The sequence below is a fragment of the Mycobacterium sp. genome (assembly GCF_036488105.1).
In the GTDB taxonomy this organism is placed as follows: domain Bacteria; phylum Actinomycetota; class Actinomycetes; order Mycobacteriales; family Mycobacteriaceae; genus Mycobacterium.
In genome coordinates, this window is the sequence record NZ_DASXHW010000358.1 from 1 (window position 1) to 6,676 (window position 6,676).

Annotated in this window: 6 protein-coding genes and 1 pseudogene; 4 read left to right on the top strand and 3 right to left on the bottom strand. The window is 64.5% G+C overall.

Going from position 1 to position 6,676, the window contains the following annotated elements; genetic code table 11:
• From VGH54_RS18935 to rfbA, 4 genes are all read left to right on the top strand, one after another.
• A partial coding sequence (locus VGH54_RS18935; protein ID WP_331513611.1) for a UDP-glucose/GDP-mannose dehydrogenase family protein occupies positions 1-1,308 on the top strand: 1,308 nt, incomplete at its 5' end.
• Positions 1,309-1,312: 4 nt separating this feature from the next.
• Complete coding sequence (locus VGH54_RS18940; RefSeq protein ID WP_331513612.1) at positions 1,313-2,068, top strand: maleylpyruvate isomerase family mycothiol-dependent enzyme; 756 nt, start codon at positions 1,313-1,315, stop codon at positions 2,066-2,068.
• 23 nt (positions 2,069-2,091) lie between these two features.
• Positions 2,092-2,460 carry a nuclear transport factor 2 family protein gene (locus tag VGH54_RS18945; protein WP_331513613.1) on the top strand — a complete coding sequence of 123 codons (369 nt, stop codon included), beginning with the start codon at positions 2,092-2,094 and terminating at the stop codon, positions 2,458-2,460.
• A gap of 10 nt (positions 2,461-2,470) precedes the next feature.
• Positions 2,471-3,337 (top strand): glucose-1-phosphate thymidylyltransferase RfbA, encoded by an 867-nt coding sequence (gene rfbA / locus VGH54_RS18950; RefSeq protein ID WP_331513614.1) that lies wholly within the window; start codon positions 2,471-2,473, stop codon positions 3,335-3,337.
• Positions 3,338-3,340: 3 nt separating this feature from the next.
• On the opposite strand, the gene VGH54_RS18955 is transcribed toward rfbA, so the two are convergent.
• The 3 genes and pseudogenes from VGH54_RS18955 to VGH54_RS18965 form a co-directional block, all read right to left on the bottom strand.
• Positions 3,341-4,564 carry a PPE family protein gene (locus tag VGH54_RS18955; RefSeq protein WP_414688748.1) on the bottom strand — a complete coding sequence of 408 codons (1,224 nt, stop codon included), beginning with the start codon at positions 4,562-4,564 and terminating at the stop codon, positions 3,341-3,343.
• Positions 4,565-5,145: 581 nt separating this feature from the next.
• Positions 5,146-6,438, bottom strand: coding sequence for a pyridoxal phosphate-dependent aminotransferase (locus VGH54_RS18960; RefSeq protein ID WP_331513616.1), 1,293 nt, complete (start codon positions 6,436-6,438; stop codon positions 5,146-5,148).
• 28 nt (positions 6,439-6,466) lie between these two features.
• A pseudogene (locus VGH54_RS18965) lies at positions 6,467-6,676 on the bottom strand (hypothetical protein); the annotation flags it as partial.

The following is a 6,676-nucleotide window of genomic DNA, read 5'->3' on the forward strand; positions in this document are numbered from 1 at the left end:
GGTACGGGTTATCTGGGTGCTACCCACGCTGCGGGGATGGCCGAACTAGGGCACGAAGTCGTCGGTGTCGACATCGATCCCGGTAAGGTCGCCAAGCTGGCTGCGGGCGATGTTCCATTCTACGAGCCTGGTCTGCGAAAGATGTTGCGGGACAACATCGCAGCGGGCCGTCTTCGATTCACCACCGACTACGACCTGGCTGCAGAGTTCGCCGATGTGCATTTCCTCGGGGTTGGCACTCCGCAGAAGAGGGGCGAATATGGCGCCGACCTGAGCCATGTCCACGCCGTAATCGACACGCTCGCACCGCGTTTGACCCGGCCAGCGGTGATCGTCGGGAAGTCTACGGTTCCGGTCGGGACCGCTGCCGAACTTGTCCAACGCGTTTGTGGCGCAGCGCGCCCGGGTGTCGACATCGAAGTCGCATGGAATCCGGAGTTTTTGCGCGAGGGGTTCGCGATCCACGACACGCTACATCCTGACCGCATTGTGCTTGGTGTACAGGATGGTTCGACACGCGCCGAAGCCGCGATCCGCGAGCTGTACGCGCCGATGCTCGACGCCGAGGTGCCGTTCCTGGTGACCGATCTGCAGACCGCGGAGCTGGTCAAGGTATCCGCAAATGCCTTTCTGGCGACCAAGATCTCGTTCATCAACGCGATCTCCGAGGTATGCGAAGCCGCTGGCGCCGACGTCACACTGTTGGCCGATGCGCTCGGGCACGATCCGCGGATCGGACGCCGATACCTCAACGCCGGCTTGGGCTTTGGCGGTGGCTGTCTGCCGAAGGACATCCGCGCCTTCATGGCGCGCGCCGGCGAGCTCGGTGCCGACCAAGCGTTGACCTTCCTGCGCGAAGTCGACAACATCAACATGCGGCGCCGCACCAAGATGGTCGCGATCGCCACCAACGCTTGCGGCGGCTCGCTGCTGGGCGCGAACATCGCCGTGCTCGGCGCCGCGTTCAAACCCGAGTCCGACGACGTGCGTGACTCGCCGGCGCTCAATGTCGCCGGCCAGCTGCAACTCAACGGGGCCGCGGTCAACGTGTACGACCCCAAGGCGCTGGAAAACGCCCAGCGGCTGTATCCCACGCTGAATTACGCCGTTTCGGTCGAGGAAGCGTGTGACCGCGCCGACGCGGTCCTGGTGCTGACCGAGTGGCCGGAATTCGTCGAGCTCGATCCCAATCAGCTCGCTGACCGGGTGCGCTCGCGGGTCGTCGTGGACGGCCGCAACTGCCTCGACGTGCAGAAGTGGCAGCAGGCCGGTTGGCGCGTGCACTGCTTGGGTCGGCGGGTAGCCTGACCGCGTGGACTATGCGGTCGAGCTCTTAGAGCAGAACCGTGCCTTCGGCGAACTGATCCGCAGCGGTGAACCGTCGACCCCGATACCGACGTGTCCGGGTTGGAGCCTTACCCACCTGCTGCGGCACGTCGGACGCGGTGATCGCTGGGCCGCGCAGATCATCGCCGACCGCATCGACGGCTACCTCGACCCCCGCACGGTCGAGAATGGCAAGCCGCCGGCCGACCCTGATGAAGCGATCGCTTGGTTGCACGGTGGGGCGCAGCGACTGATCGATGCGATCGAAGACATCGGGGTCGAAACCCCGGTGTGGACTTTCCTGGGCCCGCGCCCGGCTTACTGGTGGGCGCGGCGGCGCCTGCATGAGGCGACGGTGCACCGCGCCGACGGGGCACTGGCGCTCGGACTCGACTACTCGCTCGCACCCGAGCTGGCCGCCGACGGTATCGGCGAATGGCTCGAACGGGTCGCGAGCGAGACCGGTCGCACCGACACGCCAAATCCGCTGCAGGACGGCCACACTGTGGCTTTGTGCGCCACCGATCCCGGGGTGGGTGTCGCCGGGCAGTGGACGATCCGCGCAGACGCCGGCCGCATTTCGTGGTCGCACGGCGTCCAGGATGGTTCTGTGGTGCTGCGCGGCGGCGCGGTCGACCTGCTACTGGCACTCGTCCGGCGAGTCCGGGTAGAAGACACTGACATCGCGGTATCCGGCGACCCGTCGATATGGCAAAGCTGGCTCGGGCGCACGCCTTTCTAGGCCCACGCGGTACCTTTCACTCCATGACCACATCGGAGATGGCCACCGTGCTGGCTTGGCATGACGCATTGAATGCGTCTGACCTCGACACCCTGGTGGCTCTGTCCAGCGATGACATCGAAGTCGGCGACGCACACGGCGCCGCCCAGGGCCATGCGGCGTTGCGTGACTGGGCATCGTCCCACCCTCCCCAGGCCGAGGTGGGCAGGATATTCGTCCACGACGGCGTCGTCGTCGTCGAACAGAAGATCGGCGGGCCAGGCGAATCCGGCTCAACCATCGCGTCTGCCTTCCGCGTGGTGCACGATCACGTCACCTCGGTTTTTCGTCACGACAGCCTGGCGGCAGCGCTCGCTGCGACCGAACTGACCAACGCTGACCTCGTCGACTGAGGAGTGACATATGCGAGGAATCATCCTGGCCGGCGGCTCGGGTACCCGGTTGTACCCGATTACCATGGGTGTCAGCAAGCAGCTGTTGCCGGTCTACGACAAACCGATGGTCTACTACCCGCTGTCCACCCTGATGATGGCCGGGATTCGCGACATCCAGGTGATCACCACTGTTCCGGACGCGGCCGCGTTCGAACGAATTCTTGGTGACGGCAGCCAATTCGGCATCAACATCAGCTACGCGGTACAAGGCCAGCCTGAGGGCCTGGCCCAGGCGTTCGTCATCAGCGCCGGTCATATCGGCTCTGACTCGGTGGCTTTGGCGTTGGGCGACAACATCTTCTACGGACCCGGGCTGGGCACCAACCTCCGACGTCATCAAGAAATAAGCGGGGGAGCAATTTTCGCCTACTGGGTGGCCAACCCGTCGGCATACGGTGTCGTCGACTTCGGCGCGGACGGCATCGCGTTGTCGATCGAAGAGAAACCGGCCACGCCGAAATCGAACTACGCGGTGCCGGGTTTGTACTTCTACGACAACGACGTGATCGAGATTGCCCGGAGCCTAAAGCCCTCTGCGCGCGGCGAATACGAGATCACCGACGTGAACCGGACCTACCTCAATCAGGGGCGGCTGACCGTCGAAGTGCTCGCCCGCGGCACAGCCTGGCTGGACACCGGGACGTTCGACTCATTAGCCGATGCCGGTGACTACATTCGCACGCTCGAACGTCGCCAGGGTCTGAAAGTCAGCGTCCCCGAAGAAGTCGCGTGGCAGATGGGCTTCATCGACGACGAACAACTGGCCCGCCGCGCCGAATCCCTGCTGAAATCCGGCTACGGCGCCTACCTGCTGCAGCTGCTGGAACGACGCTAGAGATCAGCCGCCCGACAGCGGACGCCCCATGACGGTCAGGCGGTTTCCGTAACGGGGGCCGTGACCGAACCCGCCAGACCTGGCGCCGGCCGCGCCCGGCATACCGGGCATGCCGGCCGGGACGGCTTCGGTACCGCCGCCGGTCGGGCCGACCGCATTGGTCCAGCCACCACCGGCATAGGTCACGCCGCTGTGGTTGGCGACTTGCGCTGTCGCTGTCCACGTCGGCGGGACGGACAGCTTGCCGACCAGTGTGCTGCCACCGGTGTTCACCGATACGCCCACGCTCGGCGCGCTCATCGGCGCTGGCGCCAGTGGCTTGATCAGGTCGGTAACGCCCGCGCCCCCAGGCGCCGACTCGACGCTTGGCTGCAGCGAGTTGATGTCGGCTAACCCGCTGGTGATCGCGGGTGTGACGAGCGCGGGGCTGACGTATGAGCCTGACACGACACCGTTCACCAAGGAGGAGTTCAGGAAGGTTCCGATCGAGTTCCCGTCCGCGCCGTCCAGGAAGTCGAGGAAGTCGCCGAGCGCACCAGCTGGGTTCGTGGCTGCATTCGTCGCCGCGGAGACCGGCGAGGTGAGTTGTTTCAACGACGACGGGATTGTCGACGTCAGTTGCTGGAGCTGCGACTGCACGCCGGTCCCGGTGCTGGCGCCGTTTGCCTGCGTGACCGCCGAGCCCTGCATGGCCTGGGCCGCAGGATTCGACGTCTCGGGTGGCTGGCTGAACGCCTTTACCGACGCGGCCGCCGCCGAAGTGCCGGCGTAGCCGTACATCGCCGCGGCGTCCTGTGCCCACATCTCGCCGTACATCGCCTCGTTGGCGGCGATCGCCGCGGTGTTCTGTCCGATCACGTTTGTCGCGACCAACATCGCCAGCTGCGCGCGGTTGGCCGCGACCTCGAGCGGGGGCACCGTCATCGCGAATGCCGCCTCGTAGGCGCTCGCGGCGGCCGAGGCCTGGCCTGCGGTCTGCTCGGCTTGCGCGCCGGTGGTGCTCATCCAGGTGATGTACGGGTCGACAGCGGCGGCCATCGTCGCTGATGTCGGCCCGAGCCATTCGTCGTCCAAGACGTCGATCGTCGATTGGTACTGGGTCGCCGCCGACTCGAGTTCGGCCGCGAGCAGATTCCACGCCGCCGAGGCTGCGCGCATCGGCGCCGACCCGGGGCCGGAATACATTCTCCCAGAGTTGATTTCGGGTGGTAACGCGCCAAAGTCCATGGTCAGCGTCCCAAACTAGCCGGGATCGAGACGACGAGTACGTCGGAGATCATCGGCGTCGGTGTACATGATCGGTTGCGGTCGGCCGTTGCTGCGGGCGACTGTGCCTGCTTTGCAACAGAGAACATCGCAACTCTCCTTTCAATAGGAACTGATCTATCCAGATCTGTTGTGGCAGTTTTTGTTTGATAGAGGTAGACGGGGCGCGTGATTGCCGGGGCATCAACTGTTAGTCGATACGCCGCACCCCCTGTGATCAGGCCCTGTGCACCGCAGAAGAACTCGCGCAACCACTCCTGTGTGGAAAGCCAACGAGGCGGAAACATTGGCAAAGATGTAACCAATAGTGCGCCTAAGTTTCATCGCGACGCGCGCTCAGCGGCCAAACTCATAGAAACTTCAAATAATGAGACTCGGCGTTTCGCGCACAGCAGGCTCGCTGGAATCTGCCAGCAAGTTCGCTGGGGGCGCTCAGCGAACGGTGGGACACTAGCAGTTCAACTCAGCGTCGGGCTTCGCGGACACGCCAATCGGCGTGTACCGCCCGGACGGCTACATCGACAAATAGTGACTGCCGCGTGCTACTGGCGGTAGCTGGCCAGGAAGTTGCCCAGCCGCTCGATGGCGCGGGCCAGGTCGCGCGACCACGGCAGCGTGACGATCCGCAGGTGATCCGGTGCGGGCCAATTGAATCCGGTTCCTTGAGTGACCAGAATCTTCTCCGACAGCAGCAGATCCAGGACGAGCTGTTCGTCGTCGACGATCTCGTGCACCTCGGGATCGAGCCGTGGGAACGTGTAGAGCGCTCCGGCGGGTTTGACGCAGGACACCCCGGGAATCTCATTGAGCTTGGACCAGGCGACGTCGCGCTGCTCGAGCAGCCGCCCACCCGGTAGCACCAGGTCGTCGATGCTCTGATGACCGCCGAGCGCGACCTGAATCGCGTGCTGGGCAGGAACATTCGGGCACAACCGCATATTGGCCAGCAGGTGAATGCCTTCGATGAAGCTGCTGGCGTGTTCCTTGGGCCCGGTGATAGCCAGCCAGCCGGCCCGATACCCGGCTACCCGGTAGGCCTTCGACAGCCCGTTAAAGGTCAGGCACAACAGGTCAGGGGCAAGCGTTGCCATGCTGATGTGCTCGGCGTCGTCGTAGAGGATCTTGTCGTAGATCTCGTCGGCGAGTAGCAGTAACTGATGTTTGCGTGCCAAATCGGCGATCTGCGTGAGGATTTCACGACCGTAGACAGCGCCGGTGGGGTTGTTCGGGTTGATGACCACCAAAGCCTTGGTGCGCTCGGTGATCTTCGATTCGATGTCGGCGATATCCGGTTGCCAGCCTTGGGTTTCGTCGCACAGGTAGTGCACCGGAGTCCCGCCGGCCAGCGACGTCGATGCCGTCCAGAGTGGGTAGTCGGGAGCCGGAATCAGCACCTGATCGCCGTTGTCCAACAAGGCCTGCAGGGTCAGCGTGATGAGCTCCGAAACCCCGTTGCCCAGATACACGTCGTCGACGTCGAAACGTGGGAAGCCGTCGACGAGTTCGTAGCGGGTGACTACCGCGCGCCGCGCAGGAAGGATCCCCTTGGAATCCGAATAGCCCTGCGCGTAGGGCAGCGCCTGGATCATGTCGCGCATGATCACGTCGGGTGCGTCGAAGCCGAACGGCGCCGGGTTGCCGATATTCAGCTTGAGGATGCGGTGCCCCTCGGCCTCCAGACGCGCGGCGTGATCGTGTACCGGCCCACGGATCTCATACAGCACGTCCTGCAGCTTCGAGGACTGCGCGAACGTACGCGGCCGCGGCTGATGCCCCGCGTTCTGCCATGGCAACTGATGGGTGGTCACGTCAACTATGGTGCCACGGCTGTCCAGCTATTTTCTAATTCAACAACCAGCCTGATCAGCGCTTACCCGGTGGGCGGGCGCCGCGAGCGATGCCCAGGCCCTTGACGGGTGCTGCCGGCGCAGCCTGGCCACCGTCCTCGGCATCGCTTCGGGCGGGCGTGGATTGCGGTTCTTCCTTCGCCTGAGGTTCGGGCTTGGCCTCCGCTTGCGACGCCGGCTCCGGCGACGGGGTTGACGGGGGCGGGGGAGTCGAAGTCTTTTTGGC

Excerpts from the sequence above, each read along its gene's own strand:
- VGH54_RS18945 (WP_331513613.1), top strand. The coding sequence starts at position 2,092 with ATGACCACATCGGAGATGGCCACCGTGCTGGCTTGGCATGACGCATTG.
- VGH54_RS18955 (WP_414688748.1), bottom strand. The coding sequence starts at position 4,564 with ATGGACTTTGGCGCGTTACCACCCGAAATCAACTCTGGGAGAATGTAT.
- rfbA (WP_331513614.1), top strand. The coding sequence starts at position 2,471 with ATGCGAGGAATCATCCTGGCCGGCGGCTCGGGTACCCGGTTGTACCCG.